35 protein-coding genes are annotated in these 22,198 nt (G+C 55.6%); 3 read left to right on the forward strand and 32 right to left on the reverse strand.

The features are described from left to right. The first annotated feature begins 237 nt into the window (after positions 1 to 237). Positions 238 to 537, forward strand: coding sequence for a hypothetical protein (locus BLT55_RS17910; RefSeq protein ID WP_007251097.1), 300 nt, complete (start codon positions 238 to 240; stop codon positions 535 to 537). A gap of 167 nt (positions 538 to 704) precedes the next feature. Next, positions 705 to 1,169 carry an L-alanine exporter AlaE gene (gene alaE, locus BLT55_RS17915; RefSeq protein ID WP_054999991.1) on the forward strand — a complete coding sequence of 155 codons (465 nt, stop codon included), beginning with the start codon at positions 705 to 707 and terminating at the stop codon, positions 1,167 to 1,169. Positions 1,170 to 1,380: 211 nt separating this feature from the next. Here alaE and BLT55_RS17920 read toward each other — a convergent pair whose 3' ends face one another. Together BLT55_RS17920 and BLT55_RS17925 are read right to left on the reverse strand one after the other, a co-directional pair. Beyond that, positions 1,381 to 1,950: a single-stranded DNA-binding protein gene (locus tag BLT55_RS17920; protein WP_024646123.1), complete on the reverse strand. Its 570-nt coding sequence runs from the start codon at positions 1,948 to 1,950 to the stop codon at positions 1,381 to 1,383. A 9-nt stretch (positions 1,951 to 1,959) separates the two neighbouring features. Further along, the gene (locus BLT55_RS17925; RefSeq protein ID WP_054086299.1) at positions 1,960 to 3,354 is read right to left on the reverse strand and encodes an MFS transporter; all 1,395 of its coding nucleotides are present in this window, start codon (positions 3,352 to 3,354) and stop codon (positions 1,960 to 1,962) included. A gap of 129 nt (positions 3,355 to 3,483) precedes the next feature. On the opposite strand from BLT55_RS17925, the gene uvrA reads away from it, so the two are divergent. Then, complete coding sequence (uvrA, locus tag BLT55_RS17930; protein WP_054999990.1) at positions 3,484 to 6,318, forward strand: excinuclease ABC subunit UvrA; 2,835 nt, start codon at positions 3,484 to 3,486, stop codon at positions 6,316 to 6,318. 93 nt (positions 6,319 to 6,411) lie between these two features. Here the strand turns inward: uvrA and bfr are convergent, their stop codons facing one another. The 30 genes from bfr to tuf all read right to left on the reverse strand — a co-directional run bounded on the left by bfr (position 6,412) and on the right by tuf (position 22,187). After that, the gene (gene bfr / locus BLT55_RS17935) at positions 6,412 to 6,876 is read right to left on the reverse strand and encodes a bacterioferritin (protein WP_005614296.1); all 465 of its coding nucleotides are present in this window, start codon (positions 6,874 to 6,876) and stop codon (positions 6,412 to 6,414) included. A gap of 262 nt (positions 6,877 to 7,138) precedes the next feature. Next, a complete protein-coding gene (gene rplQ / locus BLT55_RS17940; RefSeq protein WP_003317096.1) occupies positions 7,139 to 7,525 on the reverse strand; it encodes a 50S ribosomal protein L17 in 387 nt (128 codons plus the stop codon). 41 nt (positions 7,526 to 7,566) lie between these two features. After that, a complete protein-coding gene (locus BLT55_RS17945) occupies positions 7,567 to 8,568 on the reverse strand; it encodes a DNA-directed RNA polymerase subunit alpha (protein ID WP_054999989.1) in 1,002 nt (333 codons plus the stop codon). Positions 8,569 to 8,590: 22 nt separating this feature from the next. Continuing rightward, on the reverse strand, positions 8,591 to 9,211 hold the full coding sequence (gene rpsD / locus BLT55_RS17950; RefSeq protein ID WP_002555465.1) for a 30S ribosomal protein S4: 621 nt from the start codon (positions 9,209 to 9,211) through the stop codon (positions 8,591 to 8,593). A gap of 18 nt (positions 9,212 to 9,229) precedes the next feature. Further along, entirely contained in the window at positions 9,230 to 9,619 is a 390-nt protein-coding gene (gene rpsK, locus BLT55_RS17955; protein WP_002555466.1) for a 30S ribosomal protein S11, read from the reverse strand. A 30-nt stretch (positions 9,620 to 9,649) separates the two neighbouring features. Further along, positions 9,650 to 10,006, reverse strand: coding sequence for a 30S ribosomal protein S13 (rpsM, locus tag BLT55_RS17960; protein WP_002555467.1), 357 nt, complete (start codon positions 10,004 to 10,006; stop codon positions 9,650 to 9,652). Between the two features lie 130 nt (positions 10,007 to 10,136). After that, on the reverse strand, positions 10,137 to 10,253 hold the full coding sequence (rpmJ, locus tag BLT55_RS17965; protein WP_002555468.1) for a 50S ribosomal protein L36: 117 nt from the start codon (positions 10,251 to 10,253) through the stop codon (positions 10,137 to 10,139). A gap of 28 nt (positions 10,254 to 10,281) precedes the next feature. Beyond that, positions 10,282 to 11,616, reverse strand: a complete 1,335-nt coding sequence (secY, locus tag BLT55_RS17970) for a preprotein translocase subunit SecY (protein ID WP_002555469.1) — start codon at positions 11,614 to 11,616, stop codon at positions 10,282 to 10,284. Further along, a complete protein-coding gene (gene rplO, locus BLT55_RS17975; protein ID WP_002555470.1) occupies positions 11,617 to 12,051 on the reverse strand; it encodes a 50S ribosomal protein L15 in 435 nt (144 codons plus the stop codon). A gap of 3 nt (positions 12,052 to 12,054) precedes the next feature. After that, positions 12,055 to 12,231, reverse strand: a complete 177-nt coding sequence (gene rpmD / locus BLT55_RS17980) for a 50S ribosomal protein L30 (protein ID WP_002555471.1) — start codon at positions 12,229 to 12,231, stop codon at positions 12,055 to 12,057. A 2-nt stretch (positions 12,232 to 12,233) separates the two neighbouring features. After that, positions 12,234 to 12,734 (reverse strand): 30S ribosomal protein S5, encoded by a 501-nt coding sequence (rpsE, locus tag BLT55_RS17985; protein ID WP_003317099.1) that lies wholly within the window; start codon positions 12,732 to 12,734, stop codon positions 12,234 to 12,236. 3 nt (positions 12,735 to 12,737) lie between these two features. After that, positions 12,738 to 13,088: a 50S ribosomal protein L18 gene (rplR, locus tag BLT55_RS17990; RefSeq protein ID WP_054999988.1), complete on the reverse strand. Its 351-nt coding sequence runs from the start codon at positions 13,086 to 13,088 to the stop codon at positions 12,738 to 12,740. Between the two features lie 10 nt (positions 13,089 to 13,098). Further along, complete coding sequence (rplF, locus tag BLT55_RS17995; protein ID WP_016982032.1) at positions 13,099 to 13,632, reverse strand: 50S ribosomal protein L6; 534 nt, start codon at positions 13,630 to 13,632, stop codon at positions 13,099 to 13,101. 12 nt (positions 13,633 to 13,644) lie between these two features. Continuing rightward, positions 13,645 to 14,037, reverse strand: a complete 393-nt coding sequence (rpsH, locus tag BLT55_RS18000) for a 30S ribosomal protein S8 (protein WP_002555475.1) — start codon at positions 14,035 to 14,037, stop codon at positions 13,645 to 13,647. A 215-nt stretch (positions 14,038 to 14,252) separates the two neighbouring features. Next, the gene (gene rpsN, locus BLT55_RS18005; RefSeq protein WP_003400428.1) at positions 14,253 to 14,558 is read right to left on the reverse strand and encodes a 30S ribosomal protein S14; all 306 of its coding nucleotides are present in this window, start codon (positions 14,556 to 14,558) and stop codon (positions 14,253 to 14,255) included. A gap of 13 nt (positions 14,559 to 14,571) precedes the next feature. After that, positions 14,572 to 15,111 carry a 50S ribosomal protein L5 gene (gene rplE / locus BLT55_RS18010; protein WP_002555477.1) on the reverse strand — a complete coding sequence of 180 codons (540 nt, stop codon included), beginning with the start codon at positions 15,109 to 15,111 and terminating at the stop codon, positions 14,572 to 14,574. A 20-nt stretch (positions 15,112 to 15,131) separates the two neighbouring features. Further along, the gene (gene rplX, locus BLT55_RS18015) at positions 15,132 to 15,446 is read right to left on the reverse strand and encodes a 50S ribosomal protein L24 (protein ID WP_002555478.1); all 315 of its coding nucleotides are present in this window, start codon (positions 15,444 to 15,446) and stop codon (positions 15,132 to 15,134) included. Between the two features lie 11 nt (positions 15,447 to 15,457). Then, the gene (gene rplN, locus BLT55_RS18020; RefSeq protein WP_002555479.1) at positions 15,458 to 15,826 is read right to left on the reverse strand and encodes a 50S ribosomal protein L14; all 369 of its coding nucleotides are present in this window, start codon (positions 15,824 to 15,826) and stop codon (positions 15,458 to 15,460) included. Positions 15,827 to 15,849: 23 nt separating this feature from the next. Further along, positions 15,850 to 16,116 (reverse strand): 30S ribosomal protein S17, encoded by a 267-nt coding sequence (rpsQ, locus tag BLT55_RS18025; RefSeq protein ID WP_002555480.1) that lies wholly within the window; start codon positions 16,114 to 16,116, stop codon positions 15,850 to 15,852. Positions 16,117 to 16,118: 2 nt separating this feature from the next. Next, positions 16,119 to 16,310, reverse strand: coding sequence for a 50S ribosomal protein L29 (gene rpmC, locus BLT55_RS18030; protein WP_002555481.1), 192 nt, complete (start codon positions 16,308 to 16,310; stop codon positions 16,119 to 16,121). Continuing rightward, the gene (gene rplP, locus BLT55_RS18035) at positions 16,310 to 16,723 is read right to left on the reverse strand and encodes a 50S ribosomal protein L16 (RefSeq protein ID WP_002555482.1); all 414 of its coding nucleotides are present in this window, start codon (positions 16,721 to 16,723) and stop codon (positions 16,310 to 16,312) included. The genes rpmC and rplP overlap by 1 nt, the downstream gene beginning before the upstream one ends. A gap of 12 nt (positions 16,724 to 16,735) precedes the next feature. After that, positions 16,736 to 17,422 (reverse strand): 30S ribosomal protein S3, encoded by a 687-nt coding sequence (gene rpsC / locus BLT55_RS18040; RefSeq protein ID WP_003176422.1) that lies wholly within the window; start codon positions 17,420 to 17,422, stop codon positions 16,736 to 16,738. A gap of 13 nt (positions 17,423 to 17,435) precedes the next feature. Then, entirely contained in the window at positions 17,436 to 17,768 is a 333-nt protein-coding gene (rplV, locus tag BLT55_RS18045) for a 50S ribosomal protein L22 (protein WP_002555485.1), read from the reverse strand. Between the two features lie 13 nt (positions 17,769 to 17,781). Further along, complete coding sequence (gene rpsS, locus BLT55_RS18050) at positions 17,782 to 18,057, reverse strand: 30S ribosomal protein S19 (protein WP_002555486.1); 276 nt, start codon at positions 18,055 to 18,057, stop codon at positions 17,782 to 17,784. A 16-nt stretch (positions 18,058 to 18,073) separates the two neighbouring features. After that, complete coding sequence (gene rplB / locus BLT55_RS18055; protein ID WP_024646118.1) at positions 18,074 to 18,898, reverse strand: 50S ribosomal protein L2; 825 nt, start codon at positions 18,896 to 18,898, stop codon at positions 18,074 to 18,076. A 14-nt stretch (positions 18,899 to 18,912) separates the two neighbouring features. Then, a complete protein-coding gene (rplW, locus tag BLT55_RS18060) occupies positions 18,913 to 19,212 on the reverse strand; it encodes a 50S ribosomal protein L23 (RefSeq protein ID WP_054999987.1) in 300 nt (99 codons plus the stop codon). Beyond that, positions 19,209 to 19,811: a 50S ribosomal protein L4 gene (gene rplD, locus BLT55_RS18065; protein ID WP_002555489.1), complete on the reverse strand. Its 603-nt coding sequence runs from the start codon at positions 19,809 to 19,811 to the stop codon at positions 19,209 to 19,211. The genes rplW and rplD overlap by 4 nt, the downstream gene beginning before the upstream one ends. Before the next feature lie 12 nt (positions 19,812 to 19,823). Next, the gene (gene rplC / locus BLT55_RS18070; RefSeq protein WP_007253310.1) at positions 19,824 to 20,459 is read right to left on the reverse strand and encodes a 50S ribosomal protein L3; all 636 of its coding nucleotides are present in this window, start codon (positions 20,457 to 20,459) and stop codon (positions 19,824 to 19,826) included. A gap of 81 nt (positions 20,460 to 20,540) precedes the next feature. Beyond that, positions 20,541 to 20,852, reverse strand: a complete 312-nt coding sequence (gene rpsJ, locus BLT55_RS18075; RefSeq protein ID WP_054999986.1) for a 30S ribosomal protein S10 — start codon at positions 20,850 to 20,852, stop codon at positions 20,541 to 20,543. A 141-nt stretch (positions 20,853 to 20,993) separates the two neighbouring features. Beyond that, positions 20,994 to 22,187 (reverse strand): elongation factor Tu, encoded by a 1,194-nt coding sequence (tuf, locus tag BLT55_RS18080; RefSeq protein WP_007245455.1) that lies wholly within the window; start codon positions 22,185 to 22,187, stop codon positions 20,994 to 20,996. Positions 22,188 to 22,198: the final 11 nt, after the last annotated feature.

A 22,198-nucleotide genomic window follows, 5' to 3' on the forward strand; every position in this document is an offset into this window, starting at 1 on the left:
TCCTTCGCTCCATGCCAATGGGGAGCAGATGTGAAGACTAGACCGGTGGCTTTTTTTCGGGAAATACTTGTTTGGAATAAAGCATTCGGCGTTACGAGAACTTTGAAAAGCCAGACTTACATGTTGAGTCCGCGACACCAAGTTACTACCGGTGGCGCAATCGAACCGCCGAAACCGGGAACGACGCGCTGCGCCTGTACGTCAGACCTGTATCGACTCACTGAAAGGTACAGCGCAATGGACAAGACGATCACGCCGGACCAACTGGCGACCACCGACCTCAGATCAATCAACGAGATATGGCTCGGCGGCACGCATACCCAGTTATGCCTGTGGCGGGGCGAACAAGTCTTCACCCACGACATGCTCAGCGAAGGCACCCATGATCAGAATGTCCGGCGCCTGTGCTTGCAGCTGGTCAACCCTGACGATCAGGCCGCTGTGGCCAGCGTCGAGGCGATCGTGCGCGAACGGCTGGAAAAGATGGGGAGCGAGGGCGAGTTTTATCCGGCTGAGAATGTGGATACGCATCAATAGGCGCGCGTCTGCCGAATCCACCATGCGTATAACATCTGCTCCCCATCTGAGTGTAGGGCACCGCTATTATTCAAAAACACCGGGTGACTTGGCACAGCGAATCGGGATCGGGGCTTGAAGCTCATGTCTTCAGACATGGCGCTCTGAAAGAAGCAGGAGGTAGGCGATTGTCTTATTCAACTGAAGATCGAAGCGATCGTTGGCGATCTTTCGCTGCGGATACGCTGGCGCTGATCCTGTTTTTTACCGTTACAGGCATCCTTAACGAGCGATTCATTGCCGGGATGGCTTGGGAGCAGGTGCTTCATACCCGATTTTTAGGTGCCGGGCTTATGGTTCTGACTGGCCGCCCATATGGGCTTTGGCGAGACTGGTTCATGCGGTTTTCCGGTACGAGCCGAAGCTCCCGGATCGTGTGGGACTCGCTCGCTCTCGTAAGCTTCCAGGTCCCCATCTATGCAGCCATATTGGCAATTTGCGGGGCTAACGGCGAAGAACTGCTGTATGGATCGCTTGGTGTGACGGTAATCATGTTAACGCTGGGGCGCCCCTATGGAGCTTTCCTGAACTTCGTCAGAGGTCGTTTCGGCCTCCCGGACGGAGGAGAAAAGCCAATGTCGTTGAACATGTGATAGCCATTTGTGACTTCGGGGCCCTGTAAGCGTCTGCCGAAGCCAGGCAGGCACCCACTGATACGGCAGCAGTTGCCCGATCACTGCGATTAGACGTACACGCTGTTCGGCACGGTGCATGTCCTTTTTGGTCCGGATGTAAAAAGGCCCCAAGCGCTTACGCCTTGGGGCCTTCCGGAGGAAACTTTACCTGGTCATTCCAGGCCTTTTCCTAGAACGGAATATCATCATCAAAGCTATCAAAATCAGCAGCAGGCTGTGGCGCTTGTTGTTGCGGCGCTGGTCGGGAGTCGCGCTGTTGTGGCGGCTGCTGGTTGTAATTTTGCTGAGGTGCGGACTGCTGCGGCGCCGATTGCTGAGGGCGCGACTGCTGTGGACGAGGTGCGGACTGGTTGTAGTTGCCGCCACCGCCCTGACCTTGTTGAGCGTCGCCCTGTGGACGGCCGCCCAGCAGTTGCATGGTGCCTTGCATGTCGACGACGATTTCAGTGGTGTAACGCTTGATGCCGTCTTTTTCCCACTCGCGGGTCTGCAGCTTGCCTTCGATGTAGACCTGCGAACCCTTGCGCAGGTATTCGCCAGCGATTTCGGCAACCTTGCCGAACATCGAAACACGGTGCCATTCGGTCTTTTCGACCTTCTGGCCGGTCTGCTTGTCAGTCCATTGTTCGCTGGTTGCCAGACTCAGGTTGGTCACGGCGTTACCGTTAGGCAAGTAGCGAACTTCGGGATCCTGGCCGCATGTACCGACCAATATGACTTTGTTAACCCCACGGGCCATAACGTTCTCCTAGGCTTCGCACGCTTCTGATGCTGGATTGACCAGCTTTTCGAGAGAGGCACGATCCAATAATTTTGTGTCGAGTTTTATGTAGATGGCCGCCTCTTCGGCAACCACCACTGCATCTGTCACGCCTGCTACGGACATCAAACGCTCTGCCAGGCCTGCTTCACGCTGCGCCTGCGGCGACAACGGCAGACGAAGGCTGGTCACGTAAGGCGGTTCGCGCATGGTTACTGCGAAGGCGAGCCAGACGGCGGCCATGGCTGCACCGCCAAGGAACACCACATCGAGCCCACCGTGCTGGAACAACCAGCCGCCCAGTATCCCACCTGCGGCCGAACCAAGAAACTGGCTGGTGGAATAAACCCCCATCGCCGTGCCTTTTCCGCCGGCCGGTGAAACCTTGCTGATCAGCGACGGCAAGGACGCTTCCAGCAAATTAAATGCCGTGAAGAATACCACTGTTCCGATGACCAGTGCCCGCAACGTGTCTCCGAATGCCCAGAAGAATAGCTCAGCCAGCATCAAAACGGTGACGGCGCCGAGCAGAACGCGCTTCATTTGACGCTTCTTCTCGCCATAGATGATGAACGGAATCATCGCGAAGAAGGAAATCAGCAAGGCAGTCAGGTAGACCCACCAGTGTTCTTCCTTGGGCAAACCGGCTTTTTCGACCAGCGCCAGTGGCAATGCCACGAAGCTGGACATGAGCATGGCGTGCAACACGAAGATACCCAAATCCAGGCGCAGCAGGTCCGGGTGCCGCAAGGTTGCCCCCAGCGCCTGTTTGGCGACGCCGGACTCCCGATGCAGCAACGGACCGTTGGCCTTGGGCACCACGAAGGCGACGATCAGGATACCCAGCAGCGCCATGCCGCCGGTTGCCAGGAACAGGCCTGACAGTCCGAACGCGCCGGTGATCACCGGGCCGATGACCATGGCAACAGCGAACGACAGGCCAATGGTCATGCCGATCATGGCCATCGCTTTGGTGCGATGCTGCTCGCGGGTCAGGTCGGAGAGCAAGGCCATGACCGCGGCGGAAATGGCCCCGGCACCTTGCAGGACGCGGCCGGCGATAATGCCCCAGATCGAGTCCGCGTTGGCGGCCACCACGCTGCCGATGGCAAAGATGATCAGCCCGAAATAAATGATCGGTCGCCGGCCGATCCGGTCGGAAAGTATTCCAAACGGGATCTGCAACACCGCCTGTGTCAGGCCGTAGGCGCCGATTGCCAGGCCAATCAGAGCAGGGCTCGCGCCCGCCAGGTCCATGCCATAGGTTGCCAGAACCGGCAAAACCATGAACATGCCAAGCATGCGGAACGCGAACACCAGGGCCAGACCGCCTGCTGCGCGGGTCTCGCCGCTACTCATACGCTCGCTGTGGGTATCGTGCATGGAATAACCTCGTGTGAACCGGCGGCGATTCTACCAGTCCCATCGTTGTACAGCACATACGCGACGCTTTGCCGCGTATTGGCTCGGAGCCTTATACTCCGTCGTTTATGCCCGCCAAGCGAGGCCGCAGTGGACAAGATCCTGATACGTGGGGCACGAACCCACAACCTGAAAAATATTGACCTGACACTTCCCCGCGACAAACTGATCGTTATTACCGGGCTCTCCGGCTCAGGCAAGTCTTCGCTGGCTTTCGATACGCTGTACGCCGAAGGGCAACGCCGCTACGTCGAATCGCTGTCGGCCTATGCCCGGCAGTTTCTGTCGATGATGGAAAAACCGGACGTCGACACGATTGAAGGTCTGTCGCCTGCGATTTCCATCGAGCAGAAGTCGACGTCGCATAACCCGCGCTCGACCGTGGGCACGATCACCGAAATTTACGACTACCTGCGCCTTCTGTACGCGCGGGTTGGGCAGCCACGTTGCCCGGATCACGATATTCCGCTGGAAGCCCAGCCCGTCAGCCAGATGGTTGATCTGGTACTGACCCAGCCTGAAGGCAGCAAATTGATGCTGCTGGCGCCGGTCATTCGTGAGCGCAAAGGTGAACACCTTTCGGTCTTCGAAGAGCTGCGTGCTCAGGGTTTCGTCCGGGCGCGGGTGAACGGCAAGCTGTGTGAGCTGGATGAGCTGCCGAAGCTGGACAAGCAGAAGAAGCATTCCATCGATGTGGTGGTGGACCGCTTCAAGGTTCGCGCAGACCTGCAACAGCGTCTGGCTGAATCTTTTGAAACCGCACTGAAGCTGGCAGATGGCATTGCCTTGGTCGCGCCGATGGACGACGAGCCGGGTGAGGAAGTGATTTTCTCCGCGCGCTTCGCGTGTCCGATCTGCGGCCATGCGATCAGCGAGCTGGAGCCGAAGCTGTTCTCCTTCAACAACCCGGCCGGTGCATGCCCGACCTGCGATGGCTTGGGTGTGAAGCAGTTCTTCGACATCAAGCGTTTGGTGAATGCCGAGCTGACCCTGGCCGAGGGCGCGATACGAGGCTGGGACAGGCGTAACGTCTATTACTTCCAGATGCTGGGTTCGCTGTCCAAGCACTATGGCTTCAGCCTTGAGGTGCCGTTCAAAGAGCTGGGCGCCGACATGCAGAAGATCCTGCTCAACGGCAGTGGCTCGCAAAATGTCGACTTCCGCTATCTGAATGACCGCGGCGATATCGTCAAGCGCGCGCACCCGTTCGAAGGCATCGTGCCGAATCTGGAACGTCGCTATCGGGAAACCGAATCGGCAACCGTGCGCGAAGAGCTGGCCAAGTTCCTCGGTACACAGCCCTGCCCTGACTGCCGTGGCACTCGCCTGCGTCGCGAGGCACGTCATGTGTGGGTGGGTGAAAAGACCTTGCCAGCGGTGACCAACCTGCCGATTGGCGATGCAACGCAGTATTTCGACACACTGAAACTGACCGGACGACGCGGTGAAATTGCCGACAAGATCCTCAAGGAAATTCGTGAGCGCCTGCAATTTCTGGTGAACGTCGGCCTGGACTACCTGACGCTGGATCGCAGTGCGGACACGCTGTCTGGCGGCGAAGCCCAGAGGATTCGTCTGGCCAGCCAGATTGGTGCGGGTCTGGTCGGGGTGATGTACATCCTCGACGAACCGTCGATTGGCCTGCATCAGCGCGATAACGATCGTCTGCTGGGCACGCTCAAGCATCTGCGCGATATCGGCAATACGGTGATTGTGGTCGAGCACGACGAGGATGCGATTCGTCTGGCCGACTATGTGGTCGACATCGGCCCGGGTGCCGGCGTGCATGGCGGTCATATCGTCGCAGAAGGTACACCGGACGAAGTCATGGCGCACCCTGACTCACTGACCGGCAAATACTTGTCAGGCCGGGTGAAGATCGCCGTGCCGGCCAAGCGTACACCGCGCAATAAAAAGCTCTCGCTGACCCTCAAAGGCGCACGTGGCAATAACCTGCAGAACGTGAACCTTGAGATACCGATTGGTTTGCTGACCTGTGTGACGGGTGTTTCCGGATCGGGCAAGTCGACGCTGATCAACAACACCTTGTTCCCGCTCAGCGCCACGGCACTTAACGGCGCAACGACGCTTGAGGCTGCGACTCACGACAGCATCAACGGCCTGCAGCACCTGGACAAGGTCGTGGACATCGATCAGAGCCCTATCGGTCGTACGCCACGTTCCAACCCGGCGACCTACACCGGGCTGTTCACGCCGATTCGCGAACTGTTCGCCGGCGTGCCGGAATCCCGCTCGCGAGGCTACGGGCCGGGCCGGTTCTCGTTCAACGTCAAGGGCGGTCGCTGCGAGGCATGCCAGGGCGACGGTCTGATCAAGGTCGAGATGCATTTTCTGCCGGACATCTACGTGCCGTGCGATGTGTGCAAGAGCAAGCGTTACAACCGCGAAACGCTTGAGGTCAAGTACAAGGGCAGGAACATCCACGAAGTGCTGGAGATGACCATCGAGGAAGCCCGCGAGTTCTTCGACGCCGTTCCCGCCTTGGCGCGCAAGCTGCAAACCCTGATGGATGTGGGGCTCTCCTACATCAAGCTGGGGCAGTCGGCGACGACGTTGTCGGGGGGTGAGGCGCAGCGGGTCAAGTTGTCGCGCGAGCTGTCCAAGCGCGATACCGGCAAGACGCTGTACATTCTCGACGAGCCGACTACCGGCTTGCACTTCGCCGATATTCAGCAATTGCTGGATGTTCTGCATCGTCTGCGCGACCACGGCAACACGGTGGTGGTGATCGAGCACAACCTGGATGTGATCAAGACTGCGGACTGGCTGGTTGATCTTGGGCCGGAAGGCGGGTCGAGGGGTGGACAGATCATCGCGACGGGTACACCTGAACAGGTCGCCGAGATGAAGCAGTCTTACACCGGGCATTACCTCAAGCCGCTGTTGATCAGAGACAAGGCATAACCAATGCGTTGAAAACGGGCCTGGGTTTGGCCAGGCCCGGATACAAAAAGGCTCCTGTCACGTACGTGCAGGAGCTTTTTTGTGAGCGCTGAATCAGAACTGCGATTGCAGGTAGTTCTGCAGACCGATGGATTTGATCAGCCCCATTTGCTGTTCCAGCCAATAGGTGTGGTCTTCTTCCGTGTCGGCCAACTGCACGCGCAGTATCTCGCGGGTCACATAGTCACCGTGCAGCTCGCACAGCGCGATACCCTTGCACAGGGCGGCACGGACTTTGTATTCGAGACGAAGATCGCTGGCGAGCATCTCAGGCACCGTGGTGCCGACGTCCAGGTCATCCGGACGCATACGTGGCGTGCCTTCCAGCATCAGAATGCGGCGCATCAGCGCATCAGCGTGTTGCGCCTCTTCTTCCATCTCGTGGTTGATACGCTCATAGAGCTTGGAAAAGCCCCAGTCTTCGTACATACGCGAGTGAACGAAATATTGGTCACGAGCTGCCAATTCGCCCGTGAGCAACGTGTTGAGATAATCGATTACTTCCGGGTGGCCTTGCATCGCAACAGACTCCTGCTTCAAAGACGTTAGTTTGAACCAAGCGATGCGTGAGGTCACTGGAAAAAACGCAATAAACAGACAAAAAGCATCGATATTACGCCGTTAAGAAGCGAAAAAACGCCCAAATGAGGGCGGTTCTGTTTCTCACTTCGAGTCAGCCCGACGATTCAATGTATGCTGACTGACACACCGGTTTGGCCTGCCTGAATCGCGGACAACAAAAAACCGGGCCTGGGCCCGGTTTTATGTTCAAACTTATGTCTTATTCAGCGGCTTCTACAGAGCCACCGATAGGACGATCAACCAACTCGACGTACGCCATAGGCGCGTTGTCGCCAGCGCGGAAACCGCACTTGAGGATACGCAGGTAGCCGCCCTGACGGGTTGCATAGCGTTTGCCCAGATCGTTGAACAGTTTGCCGACGATTTCTTTCGAACGAGTACGGTCGAAAGCCAGACGACGGTTGGCAACGCTGTCTTCCTTGGCCAGGGTGATCAGCGGCTCGGCAACGCGGCGCAGTTCCTTGGCTTTCGGCAGGGTAGTTTTGATCAGCTCGTGCTCGAACAGCGACACCGCCATGTTTTGAAACATGGCTTTACGGTGAGAGCTGGTACGGCTCAGGTGACGTCCACTTTTACGATGACGCATGGTTCATTCCTTACCAAACTCGCGTTCGGTGATTACGACGATCAGGCCGTAGCCTTGTCGTCCTTCTTAAGACTTGCCGGCGGCCAGTTGTCGAGGCGCATGCCGAGGGACAGACCACGAGAAGCCAGAACGTCCTTGATCTCGGTCAAGGATTTCTTGCCCAGGTTCGGAGTCTTCAACAACTCTACTTCGGTGCGCTGAATCAGGTCGCCGATGTAGTAGATGTTCTCCGCCTTAAGGCAGTTGGCCGAACGCACGGTCAGTTCCAAATCGTCAACCGGACGAAGCAGGATCGGATCGATCTCGTCTTCCTGTTCGATTACCACTGGTTCGCTGTCGCCTTTGAGGTCCACGAACGCAGCCAACTGCTGTTGCAGGATGGTTGCAGCGCGACGGATTGCCTCTTCAGGGTCCAGAGTACCGTTGGTTTCCAGATCAATAACCAGCTTGTCCAGGTTAGTACGCTGCTCGACACGGGCGTTTTCCACCACGTATGCGATACGGCGAACCGGGCTGAACGAAGAGTCGAGCTGCAAGCGACCAATGCTGCGGCTTTCGTCTTCATCGCTTTGACGCGAGTCTGCCGGCCCATAACCACGACCACGAGCTACGGTGAGCTTCATGTTCAAGGCGCCGTTAGACGCCAGGTTAGCGATTACGTGATCGGGGTTAACGATCTCGACATCATGATCCAGCTGAATATCGGCAGCGGTAACCACCCCCGAACCCTTCTTCGACAAGGTCAGCGTAACTTCGTCTCGACCGTGCAGCTTGATAGCCAGACCTTTAAGGTTCAACAGGATTTCAATGACGTCTTCCTGTACACCTTCGATGGCGCTGTACTCATGGAGCACACCGTCAATCTCGGCCTCGACTACTGCACAGCCGGGCATGGAGGACAACAAAATGCGGCGAAGCGCGTTGCCCAGGGTATGGCCGAAACCACGCTCGAGAGGCTCGAGAGTGATCTTGGCGCGGGTTGGACTGACAACCTGCACATCAATGTGGCGGGGTGTCAGGAACTCATTTACCGAAATCTGCATGGATGCACCTATTTTCTAGCCCTTACTTGGAGTAGAGCTCGACAATCAGGCTTTCGTTGATGTCGGCGGACAGATCACTGCGAGCTGGTACGTTCTTGAAAACGCCCGATTTCTTCTCAGTGTCTACTTCTACCCATTCTACGCGGCCACGTTGGGCACACAGATCGAGAGCCTGGACAATACGCAGCTGGTTCTTAGCTTTTTCGCGGATAGCAACAACGTCGCCAGCACGAACCTGATAAGAAGGAACGTTAACGGTTTTGCCGTTTACGCTAACCGACTTGTGCGAAACCAATTGACGGGATTCTGCACGAGTGGAGCCGAAGCCCATACGGTATACAACGTTGTCCAGACGGCATTCGAGCAGTTGCAGCAGGTTCTCGCCTGTTGCACCTTTCTTGCCGGCGGCTTCTTTGTAGTAGCCGCTGAACTGACGCTCGAGAACGCCGTAGATACGACGGACTTTTTGCTTTTCACGCAGCTGAGTACCGTAATCGGACTGGCGACCGCGGCGTTGGCCGTGGATACCTGGAGCTGCTTCGATGTTGCACTTGGATTCGATAGCGCGAACGCCGCTCTTCAAAAAGAGATCGGTGCCTTCACGACGAGCAAGTTTGCATTTTGGACCAATGTAACGAGCCATTTCTTACAGTCTCCTGGATTACACGCGGCGCTTCTTCGGCGGACGGCACCCGTTGTGCGGGATTGGCGTCACGTCGGTGATGCTGGCGATCTTATAGCCACAGCCGTTCAATGCACGGACAGCGGATTCACGACCTGGGCCTGGACCCTTGACATTGACGTCGAGGTTCTTCAGACCGTACTCCAGCGCAGCTTGACCAGCACGTTCAGCAGCTACTTGAGCAGCGAACGGGGTGGACTTGCGAGAACCACGGAAACCCGAACCGCCGGAGGTAGCCCAAGAAAGCGCATTACCTTGACGATCGGTGATGGTGACGATTGTGTTGTTAAACGACGCGTGGATGTGGGCGATGCCATCAACCACTGTCTTTTTAACTTTTTTACGAGGACGAGCAGCAGGTTTTGCCATGACTAAATTCCTGTCGTTGCGCTGGAGCGATTACTTGCGGATCGGCTTACGCGGACCTTTGCGAGTACGCGCGTTGGTCTTGGTACGCTGACCGCGCACTGGAAGACCACGACGATGACGCAGACCGCGATAGCAGCCCAAGTCCATCAAGCGCTTGATTTTCATGTTGATTTCGCGACGCAGGTCACCTTCAGTGGTGAACTTCGCCACTTCGCCACGCAGCTGTTCAATCTGCTCGTCGCTCAGATCTTTGATTTTCACCGCCGGGTTGACCCCGGTGGTTGCACAAATTTTCTGTGCAGTGGTGCGACCAACACCATAGATGTAGGTCAGCGAGATAACAGTATGCTTGTTATCTGGAATGTTAACGCCTGCAATACGGGCCATTCAGTGGGACTCCAATTGACAGCTACCTACGCCCCGGAAGCCAAGAAATAGGGCGCGAGATAATATCGCTGTAGTAACAAATAATCAACCCAGCAGCGCACTAGCTGCTGGGCTTAAGCACAAATCACAATCAGCCTTGGCGCTGCTTATGACGTGGTTCCGCGCTGCAAATTACTCGAACAACACCTTCGCGGCGAATAATCTTGCAGTTACGGCACAGCTTTTTCACCGATGCACGAACTTTCATCACCAACTCCTCGAACCTTAGGGGTGCTTCAGCGCAGCATACCGCCGCTGCCACCGTAGCCCTTCAGGTTGGCTTTCTTCATCAGGGATTCGTACTGGTGCGAAACGAGGTGAGATTGCACTTGCGACATAAAGTCCATCACGACCACGACCACGATCAGCAACGAGGTCCCGCCAAGGTAGAACGGTACGTTTGCCGCGACCACCAGAAACTGGGGAAGCAGACACACGGCCGTCATATATAGAGCACCGAACATGGTCAAGCGAGTCAAAACGCCATCAATGTAGCGCGCCGACTGCTCACCTGGACGAATACCCGGAATAAAGGCACCGGACTTCTTCAGGTTTTCCGCTACGTCTTTCGGATTGAACATCAACGCCGTATAGAAGAAGCAGAAGAAAATAATCCCTGCACTAAACAGCAGAATATTCAACGGCTGACCAGGAGCGATCGACTGCGAGATGTCCTGCAACCAGCCCAAACCTTCAGACTGACCGAACCAGGACCCCAACGAAGCCGGGAACAGCAAAATGCTGCTTGCGAAAATGGCCGGAATTACACCAGCCATGTTCACTTTCAGCGGCAAGTGACTGGTCTGCGCAGCGAAGACCTTGCGGCCCTGCTGACGCTTGGCGTAGTGAACAGCAATACGACGCTGACCACGCTCAATGAACACCACAAAACCGATGATCGCTACTGCCAGCAATCCGATTGCGACCAGAGCGAAAATATTGATATCACCCTGACGTGCAGACTCGAAAGACTGCCCTATCGCTCTCGGAAGACCGGCGACGATACCTGCGAAAATCAACATCGAGATACCGTTGCCGACACCGCGCTCGGTAATCTGCTCGCCCAGCCACATCATGAACATCGCACCAGCCACGAAGGTGGTAACGGCCACAAAGTGGAAACCCAGGTCTCCAGAAAACGCGACGCCCTGACTAGCCAGGCCAACGGACATGCCGATAGCTTGAACCAATGCCAGGACAACGGTGCCGTAGCGGGTGTACTGGCTAATCTTGCGACGGCCAGCTTCACCTTCCTTCTTCAACTGCTCCAGCTGTGGGCTGACGGCGGTCATCAGCTGCATGATGATCGATGCCGAAATATACGGCATGATCCCCAATGCAAAGATGCTCATCCGCTCCAGCGCACCGCCGGAAAACATGTTGAACAAGCTAAGAATGGTCCCCTCATTCTGTCGAAACAGTTCTGCGAGTCGGTCCGGGTTGATACCTGGAACCGGGATGTGTGCGCCTATTCGGTAGACGATAATCGCCAGGAACAGAAAACGCAGACGAGCCCAGAGTTCAGACATACCGCCTTTGCCGAGCGCAGAGAGAGCACCTTGCTTAGCCATTTATTCCTCGAACTTGCCGCCAGCTGCTTCGATAGCCGCACGCGCACCTTTGGTGGCGGCGATACCCTTGATAGTGACAGCGCGAGTAACTTCGCCCGACAGCATGATTTTCACACGCTGCACGTTCTGGTTAATCACGTTGGCATCTTTCAGGGACTGCACAGTTACGATGTCGCCTTCCACTTTAGCCAGCTCGGACAAACGCACTTCTGCGCGATCCATGGCCTTCAGGGAAACGAAACCGAATTTTGGCAGGCGACGATGCAGCGGCTGTTGGCCGCCCTCAAAGCCCGGAGCAATAGTGCCACCGGAGCGGGAGCTTTGACCTTTGTGGCCACGGCCACCGGTCTTACCCAAACCGCTACCGATACCACGGCCCGGACGATGCTTTTCGCGACGGGAACCCGGCGCTGGACTCAGATCATTGAGTTTCATCGATTAACCCTCGACTCGCAGCATGTAGTAAGCCTTGTTGATCATCCCGCGATTCTCGGGAGTATCCAGGACTTCTACAGTGTGACCGATGCGACGCAGACCCAAACCCTTAATGCACAATCTGTGATTAGGGATGCGGCCGGTCATGCTTTTGATCAGCGTTACTTTAACGGTAGCCATGATCAGATGATCTCCTCAACACGCTTGCCACGTTTGGCAGCGATCGACTCAGGAGACTGCATGCCCTTCAAACCCTTGAACGTAGCGTGAACCACGTTTACCGGGTTAGTCGAACCGTAGCACTTGGCCAATACGTTCTGGACACCAGCAACTTCCAGCACTGCGCGCATTGCGCCGCCAGCGATGATACCGGTACCTTCAGAAGCAGGCTGCATGTACACCTTGGAGGCACCATGAGCAGACTTCATTGCGTACTGCAGCGTCGTACCGTTCAGATCAACCTGAATCATGTTGCGGCGAGCAGCTTCCATCGCTTTCTGGATTGCAGCAGGCACTTCACGTGACTTGCCACGGCCGAAGCCAACGCGCCCTTTACCGTCACCCACTACGGTCAACGCAGTGAAAGTGAAGATACGGCCGCCTTTTACGGTTTTGGCCACGCGGTTAACTTGAACCAGTTTCTCGATGTAGCCTTCGTCGCGTTTTTGGTCGTGATTTGACATAACTTAGAACTCCAGCCCGCCTTCACGAGCAGCATCAGCCAGCGCTTTGACACGGCCGTGGTACTTGAAGCCAGAACGGTCGAAAGCGACTTGCGATACACCCGCGGCTTTCGCGCGCTGGGCGACCAGCTTGCCAACCTTAGTGGCCGCGTCGATGTTGCCAGTGGCGCCATCACGCAGTTCTTTGTCCAAAGTCGAGGCGCTTGCCAGGACTTTGCTGCCGTCGGCCGAGATGACCTGGGCATAAATGTGCTGCGAAGAGCGGTGCACGCAGAGACGCACGACTTCTAGCTCGTGCATTTTCAGGCGTGCTTTGCGAGCGCGACGCAGTCGGGTAACTTTTTTGACGGTCATTTGCTATGCCCTACTTCTTCTTGGCTTCTTTACGGCGGACGACTTCGTCCGCGTAACGCACACCTTTGCCTTTGTAAGGCTCAGGACGGCGGAAGTCGCGGATCTCAGCGGCCACTTGACCAACCAACTGCTTATCGATACCGCGAATCAGGATATCGGTCTGGCTGGGGGTCTCAGCGGTGATGCCATTCGGCAATTCGTAGTCCACCGGGTGCGAGAAGCCAAGTGCAAGGTTCAATACCGTGCCTTTTGCTTGCGCCTTGTAACCAACACCGACCAGCTGGAGCTTACGCTCGAAGCCTTGGCTTACGCCTTGGACCATGTTATTTACCAGTGCACGAGTGGTGCCTGCCATTGCGCGGGTTTGTTGATCGCCATTGCGAGCAGCGAAACGCAGCTCACCAGCTTCTTCAACAATCTCAACGGACGAATGGATGATCAGTTCTAGAGTGCCCTTGGCACCCTTCACCGAAAGCAGCTGTCCGACGAGTTTGACTTCGACGCCGGATGGCAACTTAACGGGGTTCTTAGCTACGCGTGACATGCTTATCCCCCCTTAGAACACAGTGCAAAGCACTTCGCCACCGACACCGGCAGCGCGCGCAGCACGATCCGTCATCACACCTTTACTGGTGGAGACGATAGACACACCAAGACCGCCACGAACTTTTGGCAGATCATCGGAGGACTTGTACTGACGCAAGCCTGGGCGGCTGACGCGCTTAACCTCTTCAATGACCGGACGGCCCTCGAAGTACTTAAGCTCGATGGACAGCGACGATTTAACTTCGCTGCTGATCTGATAACCCGCAATGTAGCCTTCGTCCTTCAGGACTTTTGCTACAGCAACCTTCAACGTGGAAGATGGCATGCTGACGACGGGCTTTTCAGCCATCTGGGCATTACGGATACGAGTTAGCATGTCCGCTAACGGGTCCTGCATACTCATGGGCTAGACGCTCCTAAAACAAAATAATTAGCCTTGCGGCTACAGCTTGATCGCCGAGAACTTCCGGGCAAGTAAAAAACACGGGCTCAGGCGAGCCGGCAATTCTAGTCCTACCCCAGAAATGAATCAAGCCCCAAAAGGGGCTTGATTCAAATTCAGGCTTCATCCCGACCAGTGACTTGCGTGACCGGCCGGAAAGAAACGAGAGGTGCGCCTTACCAGCTGGCTTTGACCAGACCTGGAACGTCGCCACGCATAGCTGCTTCACGCAGCTTGTTACGGCCGAGGCCGAATTTGCGATAGACGCCGTGTGGACGACCAGTGATGCGGCAACGGTTACGCATGCGCGCAGCGCTTGCGTCACGTGGTTGCTTCTGCAGGGCTACGGTAGCTTCCCAACGCGCTTCTGGACTTGCGTTCAGATCGACGATGATAGCTTTCAGCTCTGCACGCTTCTTGGCGTACTTGGCAACAGTGAGCTGACGCTTCAGCTCACGGTTTTTCATGCTCATCTTGGCCATTGTCCTACTCCAATCAGTTGCGGAACGGGAATTTGAAAGCACGCAGTAATGCGCGACCTTCATCATCGTTCTTGGCAGTGGTGGTCAGGGTGATGTCCAGACCGCGAAGAGCATCGATCTTGTCGTAGTCAATTTCCGGGAAAATGATCTGCTCTTTGACGCCCATGCTGTAGTTACCACGACCATCGAAGGACTTGGCATTCAGGCCGCGGAAGTCGCGAACCCGAGGCAGGGAGATCGACAGCAGACGATCCAGGAACTCATACATACGATCGCGGCGCAGGGTCACTTTGACGCCGATCGGCCAACCTTCGCGGACTTTAAAGCCAGCGATGGATTTCCGAGCGTAAGTCACAACGACCTTTTGACCGGTGATCTTTTCCAGATCAGCAACAGCGTGCTCGATGACTTTTTTGTCTCCGATCGCTTCGCCCAGACCCATGTTCAGGGTGATTTTGGTAACGCGCGGAACTTCCATCACGTTCGAAAGCTTAAGTTCTTCCTTAAGTTTCGGAGCGATTTCCTTCCGGTAAATCTCTTTTAGTCGTGCCATGGTCTTCTACCTAGCAGTGTTCAAGCATCAACCGCTTTTTGGGTCGACTTGAAGACACGAATTTTCTTGCCGTCTTCAACTTTGAAACCAACGCGGTCAGCCTTGTTGGTTGCGCCGTTGAAAATGGCGACGTTGGAAGCGTGCAGTGGCGCTTCTTTCTCGACGATACCGCCCTGTACGCCCGACATCGGGTTTGGCTTGGTATGACGCTTCACCAGGTTAATCCCACCAACGACCAAACGGTCGTCAGCGAGAACCTTGAGCACCTTACCGCGCTTACCTTTGTCTTTGCCGGCGATCACGATGATCTCGTCGTCACGACGAATCTTTTGCATGTCGGATCTCCTTAAAGCACTTCAGGGGCGAGCGAGACGATCTTCATGAACTTCTCAGTACGAAGTTCACGGGTCACTGGCCCAAAAATACGGGTACCGATCGGCTCTTGCTTGTTGTTCAACAGAACAGCAGCGTTGCCATCAAAGCGGATGATGGAACCGTCTGCACGACGGACACCATGGCGAGTGCGGACTACAACTGCAGTCATCACTTGGCCTTTTTTCACCTTGCCGCGCGGAATTGCTTCCTTGACGGTCACTTTGATGATGTCACCGATACCAGCGTAACGACGATGGGAGCCACCCAGCACCTTGATGCACATAACGCGGCGAGCGCCGCTGTTATCGGCCACATCGAGCATGGATTGAGTCTGAATCATATAATTTCTCCGACCCCTAGTCCTTAGACTTCCACAGCGCGTTCGAGGATATCAACCAACGCCCAAGATTTAGTCTTGGCTACCGGACGAGTTTCACGAATAGTGACCTTGTCGCCGATATGGCATTGATTGGTTTCGTCGTGCGCGTGCAGCTTAGTCGAACGCTTAACGTATTTACCGTAGATCGGGTGCTTTACGCGACGCTCGATCAGAACGGTGATGGTCTTGTCCATCTTGTCGCTGACAACACGGCCAGTCAGCGTACGGACAGTTTTTTCGGCTTCAGCCATGATTACTTACCTGCCTGCTGGTTGAGCACAGTTTTCACGCGAGCGATGTCACGCTTAACTTGCGAGAGCAGATGAGACTGCCCCAACTGGCCAGTTGCTTTCTGCATACGCAGATTGAACTGGTCGCGCAGCAGGCCGAGCAGTTGCTCGTTCAGCTGCTGTGCTGATTTTTCACGAAGTTCATTCGCTTTCATCACATCACCGTCCGCTTAACAAAGGAGGTGGCGAGCGGCAGCTTTGCAGCAGCCAGGGCGAAAGCCTCACGCGCCAGCTCTTCAGTAACACCCTCGATTTCATACAGGACTTTGCCTGGCTGAATCTGGGCAACCCAGTACTCCACGTTACCCTTACCTTTACCCATCCGAACTTCGAGTGGCTTTTTGGTGACAGGCTTGTCCGGGAATACACGGATCCAGATCTTGCCGCCACGTTTAACGTGACGGGTCAGAGCACGACGCGCTGACTCGATCTGACGAGCGGTGAGACGACCACGAGCTACAGACTTCAGCGCGAACTCGCCGAAGCTGACTTTGCTACCGCGCAGTGCCAGACCACGGTTGTGGCCGGTCATCTGCTTGCGGAACTTCGTACGCTTTGGTTGCAACATTTGGCGTACCCCTTACTTAGCAGCTTTTTTACGAGGCGCTGGTGCTTGTGGTTTCAGTTCTTCTTGGCGACCACCAATTACTTCGCCTTTGAAGATCCAAACCTTTACACCGATCACACCGTAAGTGGTGTGAGCTTCGTAGTTGGCATAGTCGATGTCGGCACGCAGGGTGTGCAGTGGCACACGACCTTCGCGATACCATTCAGTACGTGCGATTTCAGCACCGCCGAGACGACCGCTCACTTGGATTTTGATGCCTTTGGCACCAATGCGCATGGCGTTCTGAACAGCGCGCTTCATAGCGCGACGGAACATTACGCGACGCTCCAGCTGCTGAGCTACGCTCTGCGCAACCAGCATACCGTCAAGCTCCGGCTTACGGATCTCTTCGATATTGATGTGCACAGGCACACCCATTTGCTTGGTCAGGTCCTGACGCAGTTTCTCAACATCTTCACCTTTCTTCCCGATAACGATACCTGGACGAGCGGTGTGGATGGTGATACGTGCTGTCTGAGCCGGACGATGGATATCGATACGGCTGACGGACGCGCTTTTTAATTTGTCTTGGAGGTACTCACGCACTTTCAGATCAGCGAACAAATAGTCCGCATAAGTCCGACCGTCTGCGTACCAGACGGAGGTGTGCTCCTTGACGATTCCCAGGCGAATGCCAATGGGATGTACTTTCTGACCCATCTCTTCGACTCCGTTACTTGTCAGCAACCTTGACAGTGATATGGCAAGACCGCTTGACGATGCGATCAGCACGGCCTTTAGCACGTGGCATGATGCGCTTCAGCGAACGCCCTTCGTTGACGAAAACGGTGGAGACCTTGAGGTCATCAACGTCTGCGCCTTCGTTATGCTCGGCGTTGGCTACAGCCGACTCCAGCACTTTCTTCAGGATCTCGGCGGCTTTCTTACTGCTGAAAGCCAACAGGTTGAGCGCTTCGCCCACCTTCTTCCCGCGGATCTGGTCGGCGACCAAGCGGGCTTTCTGGGCGGAGATTCGAGCGCCCGACAACTTAGCGGCTACTTCCATCGTTCCTTACCCCTTAACGCTTGGCTTTCTTGTCTGCCACGTGCCCACGATATGTGCGGGTACCGGCAAACTCGCCCAGTTTATGGCCGACCATGTCTTCGTTCACGAGAACAGGGACATGTTGACGACCGTTATGCACTGCAATGGTCAGACCGACCATTTGTGGCAGGATCATCGAACGACGCGACCAGGTTTTCACCGGTTTGCGATCGTTCTTTTCCGCCGCCACTTCGATCTTCTTCAGTAGGTGAAGATCAATAAAAGGACCTTTTTTCAGAGAACGTGGCACTGTCGTATCCCTCTATTTACTTGCGACGACGGACGATCATTTTGTCGGTACGCTTATTACCACGAGTCTTCGCGCCCTTAGTCGGGAAGCCCCACGGCGATACCGGATGACGACCACCAGAGGTACGACCTTCACCACCACCATGTGGGTGGTCAACCGGGTTCATGGCAACACCACGAACGGTTGGGCGAACGCCACGCCAGCGTTTGGCACCTGCTTTACCCAGCGAACGAAGGCTATGCTCGGAGTTCGAGACTTCGCCCAGCGTTGCACGGCACTCAGAAAGTACTTTACGCATTTCACCGGAGCGAAGACGCAAGGTTACGTACACACCTTCACGTGCGATCAGCTGTGCAGAAGCACCAGCGGAACGAGCGATCTGTGCGCCTTTACCTGGCTTCAGTTCGATGCCGTGTACGGTGCTACCAACTGGAATGTTGCGCAGCTGAAGAGCGTTGCCCGGCTTGATTGGTGCCAGGGCACCTGCAATCAGCTGGTCGCCAGCACTCACGCCTTTAGGGGCGATGATGTAGCGGCGCTCGCCGTCTGCGTAAAGCAGCAGAGCAATGTGAGCAGTACGGTTTGGATCGTATTCGATACGCTCGACGGTGGCAGCGATGCCATCCTTGTCGTTGCGACGGAAATCGACCAGACGATAATGCTGCTTATGGCCACCACCGATATGACGGGTAGTGATACGACCATTGTTGTTACGACCACCAGTCTTCGATTTTTTCTCGAGCAGCGGTGCGTGAGGAGCGCCTTTATGCAGCTCCTGATTGACCACCTTGACCACAAAACGGCGGCCAGGGGAAGTCGGTTTGCATTTAACGATTGCCATGATGCACCCCTTCCTTACTCATCACTGCTGCTGAAATCGAGATCTTGGCCTGGCTGAAGGGAGATAACTGCCTTCTTCCAGTCATTACGCTTGCCCAGACCGCGAGCAGTGCGCTTGCTCTTACCCAGAACATTCAAGGTAGTAACACGCTCTACTTTCACGCTGAACAGGCTTTCGACGGCCTTCTTGATTTCCAGCTTGGTTGCGTCAGTAGCAACCTTGAAAACGAACTGACCTTTTTTGTCTGCGAGAACCGTAGCCTTTTCGGAAACGTGCGGGCCAAGCAGAACTTTAAATACGCGTTCCTGGTTCATCCCAGCAGCTCCTCGAATTTCTTCACGGCCGACACAGTGATCAACACTTTGTCGTATGCGATCAGACTAACTGGATCGGAACCTTGAACGTCACGTACATCAACGTGCGGCAGGTTGCGAGCAGCCAGGTACAGATTCTGGTCAACAGCATCGGACACGATCAGGACGTCAGTCAGGCCCATGCCAGTCAGCTTGTTCAGCAAATCTTTGGTTTTCGGTGCTTCAACAGCGAAGTCCTGAACCACGACCAGACGATCAGTGCGAACCAGTTCAGCAAGGATGGAGCGCAGTGCTGCGCGGTACATCTTCTTGTTGAGCTTCTGAGTGTGATCCTGTGGACGAGCTGCGAAAGTGGTACCACCGCCGCGCCAGATTGGGCTACGAATAGTACCGGCACGAGCACGGCCAGTACCTTTCTGACGCCAAGGGCGCTTACCGCCACCACGAACGTCGGAACGGGTCTTTTGCTGCTTGCTACCTTGACGACCGCCAGCCATGTAGGCCACGACTGCCTGGTGAACCAGCGTCTCGTTGAACTCGCCGCCAAATGTCAGTTCGGAAACTTCGATTGCCTGAGCGTCATTTACATTTAATTGCATGTCAGCTTCCCCTTAACCGCGAGCCTTGGCTGCCGGACGTACAACCAGGTTGCCGCCAGTAGCGCCAGGAACAGCACCCTTGACCAACAACAGATTGCGTTCAGCGTCCACGCGCACTACTTCGAGGGACTGCACGGTCACGCGCTCAGCGCCCATATGACCGGACATTTTTTTGCCCTTGAATACACGACCAGGAGTCTGGCACTGGCCGATAGAGCCCGGGACGCGGTGGGAGACGGAGTTACCGTGGGTATTGTCCTGACCACGGAAATTCCAACGCTTGATCGTACCCTGGAAGCCTTTACCCTTGGACTGACCGGTTACATCAACCAGTTGACCAGCGGCGAAGATTTCAGCGTTGATCAGATCGCCAGCCTGGTAGTCGCCTTCTTCAAGACGGAACTCCATGACAGTACGACCGGCGGCAACGTTCGCTTTAGCGAAGTGGCCAGCCTGAGCGGCTGTGACACGCGAAGCACGACGCTCGCCGACAGTGACTTGCACTGCACGATAGCCATCGGTTTCTTCGGTTTTGAACTGAGTGACGCGATTCGGCTCGATCTCAATGACCGTGACCGGAATGGAGACACCTTCTTCGGTGAAAATACGGGTCATACCGCATTTACGACCGACTACACCAATAGTCATGTTGTAAACCTCATGAGTGTACGGGGCTTTCACCCGCTATGGCCGCCCATTTCAGAGCGTTACACGACTAAGACCCAAGTCTTAGCCGAGGCTGATCTGAACTTCCACACCGGCCGCAAGATCAAGCTTCATAAGCGCGTCAACAGTTTTATCCGTTGGCTGGACGATGACCAGAACACGCTTGTGAGTACGGATCTCATACTGGTCGCGCGCATCTTTGTTGACGTGCGGAGAAACCAGAACGGTTAACCGCTCTTTACGAGTCGGCAGTGGAATCGGACCACGCACCTGTGCACCAGTACGTTTCGCGGTTTCCACGATTTCCTGGATTGATTGGTCGATCAGGCGATGGTCAAAAGCCTTCAACCTGATACGGATTTGCTGGTTTTGCATTGGATTCAGACTCCAGATTGCTGTTCCCTCCGAGCGCAATACGCCCGTTAAAAGGAGGCGCAATTCTATAGACGTGCTAACAGGGTGTCAACCCAATAAAAAAGCCCCCGCAGTGCGGGGGCTCTTTTTGGGAATCAACGCTTACGCGATGATTTTGGCTACGACGCCAGCGCCGACGGTACGACCGCCTTCACGGATTGCGAAACGCAGACCATCTTCCATTGCGATTGGCTTGATCAGGGTAACGGAAACTTTAACGTTATCACCTGGCATAACCATTTCTACGCCTTCCGGCAGTTCGCAGCTACCGGTTACATCGGTAGTACGGAAGTAGAACTGTGGACGGTAGCCTTTGAAGAACGGAGTGTGACGACCGCCTTCTTCTTTGCTCAGAACGTAGATTTCAGCTTCGAACTGAGTGTGCGGCTTGACGGTGCCTGGCTTGACCAGAACCTGGCCACGCTCAACGTCGTCACGCTTGGTACCACGCAGCAGAACGCCGCAGTTCTCGCCAGCACGACCTTCGTCGAGCAGCTTACGGAACATTTCAACACCGGTGCAGGTGGTGACAGTAGTGTCACGCAGACCAACGATTTCCAGTGGATCCTGAACCTTGACGATACCGCGCTCAACACGACCAGTCACAACAGTGCCGCGACCGGAGATCGAGAATACGTCTTCGATTGGCATCAGGAACGGCTTGTCGACAGCACGCTCTGGCTGAGGAATGTAGCTATCCAGAGTCTCAACCAACTTCTTGACGGCAGTGGTGCCCATCTCGTTGTCGTCTTTGCCTTCCAACGCCATACGGGCAGAGCCGATGATGATTGGAGTGTCGTCGCCCGGGAAGTCGTAAGTGCTCAGCAGATCGCGCACTTCCATTTCAACCAGTTCCAGCAGCTCAGCGTCGTCTACCAGGTCAGCCTTGTTCAGGAAGACCACGATGTACGGAACGCCAACCTGACGGGACAGCAGGATGTGCTCACGGGTTTGTGGCATCGGACCATCAGCAGCCGAACAAACCAGGATAGCGCCGTCCATCTGCGCAGCACCGGTGATCATGTTCTTCACGTAGTCGGCGTGACCTGGGCAGTCAACGTGCGCGTAGTGACGCGTAGCCGAGTTGTACTCAACGTGAGCGGTGTTGATGGTGATACCGCGAGCTTTCTCTTCTGGTGCGCTGTCGATCTTGTCGAAATCAACACGAGCCGAACCGAAAACTTCGGAGCAGACGCGAGTCAGAGCAGCGGTCAGCGTGGTCTTGCCATGGTCAACGTGACCAATGGTGCCGACGTTGCAGTGCGGGAGGGAACGATCAAATTTTTCTTTAGCCACGACAAATAACT

The sequence above is a fragment of the Pseudomonas cannabina genome (assembly GCF_900100365.1).
GTDB lineage: Bacteria > Pseudomonadota > Gammaproteobacteria > Pseudomonadales > Pseudomonadaceae > Aquipseudomonas > Aquipseudomonas cannabina.